Origin of the sequence: Saccharomonospora iraqiensis subsp. paurometabolica YIM 90007, assembly GCF_000231035.2 — a bacterium.
GTDB lineage: Bacteria > Actinomycetota > Actinomycetes > Mycobacteriales > Pseudonocardiaceae > Saccharomonospora > Saccharomonospora paurometabolica.
On record NZ_KI912184.1, the window covers coordinates 805 to 2,306 of the forward strand.

The window sequence follows — 1,502 nt, forward strand, 5'->3', positions numbered from 1 at the left end:
CACGGCGGGGTCGGGCACGGTTCGCACTCCCACGGTCGCAGCCTAACCGGCCGGGCCACGGCGGTGCGGTGACCGGAGTCGCCGCTGAGCGTGCGCAGGGACGCGACCGACGGGCGGAGGCGCGGGGCCGCCGCCCCGACACCCTTGCGTCCGGTTCGCCCACCCAGCACAATTCGTGAATCTAATTCATGTCTACGATGGGGTAGGTTGTCATGCGACAGCGACTCGGGCGCGTGTGCGCACTGGCCGCCACGGCCGTGCTCACCGCGACGCTCACCGGCACGCCGGTGGCCCACGCGCAACCGGACCGCGACGTGATGTTCGTCGGGAACAACTGGGACGGCACCGTCGACCTGATCGACGCCCGCACCCTGGAGAAGTACCAGCGCATCGACGTGGTCCCGGACCTGATCGACCGCAAGTCCGAGATGCGGGTGGACCAGTACATCGCGATGCGGGTCATCCGGGAGACCGCGGGCGAGGGCCACGACCAGCTCGTGGACGACATCATGGTCGCCCCCGACGGCCGGACGATGTACGTCTCCCGGCCCAGCCTCGGCGACGTCGCCGCGTTCGACATCGAAAGCGGCGACCAGCTGTGGTTCAACCGGGTGGACGGCTACCGGTCCGACCACATGGCGCTGTCCCCGGACGGGGAGACGCTGCTGGTCTCGGCCACCACCGCGGACACGGTCAACGCGCTCGACCCGGCCACCGGCGAGATCGTCGGACGGTTCGACGCCGGGGACTTCCCGCACGAGAACCGCTACTCCGCCGACGGGGACACGATCTACAACGCCTCCATCGGCAACGTCATCGCCCCGGACGCGGAGATCCTCGACCCGGTGAAGGGCAACCGCGAACTCACCATCGCCGACGCGGAGACGTTCGAGGTCACCGACACGATCGAGTTCGAGGCGGGCATCCGCCCGTTCATCGTGCTGCCCGACGAGCGCACGATGTACGCGCAGCTGTCGTTCCACAACGGCTTCATCGAATACGACCTCGACGAGCGACGCCGGACCCGGACGGTGCATCTGCCGCTGTCCGAGGAGGCGCGGGAGATGGACCGCAGCGACTACCCGCTGGACTCCGCGCACCACGGCCTGGCGATGAACAACGACCACAGCAAGATCTGCGACGCGGGCACGATCTCCGACTACGCCGCCGTGCTGTCCGTGCCCGAGCTGACGGTGGACTCGATCGTCGACGTCGGGGACAAGCCGTACTGGGCCGCCACCTCCCCCGACGGCCGGTACTGCTTCCTGTCCAACAGCGACAGCGACGACATCTCCGTGGTCTCCTACGACGACCCGCGCGAGATCGCCCGCATCCCCGTGGGGGACCACCCGCAGCGGGTGCGCGGCTACACCGTCCCCTCCGACGTCCTGATCCGATGAGGGCCCGTCTCCTGGCGGCGGGCGCACTGGCCGCCGCCGCACTCGTCGGCGCCACCACCCTCCCGCCGGTCGTGCCCGCGCACGCGGCTCCGGGCACCGCCG

General features: G+C 70.1%; 1 protein-coding gene. It reads left to right on the plus strand.

Features of this window, described 5'->3' with window-relative positions; all coding sequences use genetic code 11:
- Positions 1 to 212 precede the first annotated feature (212 nt).
- Positions 213 to 1,400: a YncE family protein gene (locus SACPADRAFT_RS0200015; protein WP_007027593.1), complete on the plus strand. Its 1,188-nt coding sequence runs from the start codon at positions 213 to 215 to the stop codon at positions 1,398 to 1,400.
- Positions 1,401 to 1,502 lie beyond the last annotated feature (102 nt).

What these genes read in the sequence shown, in the direction of transcription:
- SACPADRAFT_RS0200015 (WP_007027593.1), top strand. Translation starts at nt 213, where the DNA reads ATGCGACAGCGACTCGGGCGCGTGTGCGCACTGGCCGCCACGGCCGTG.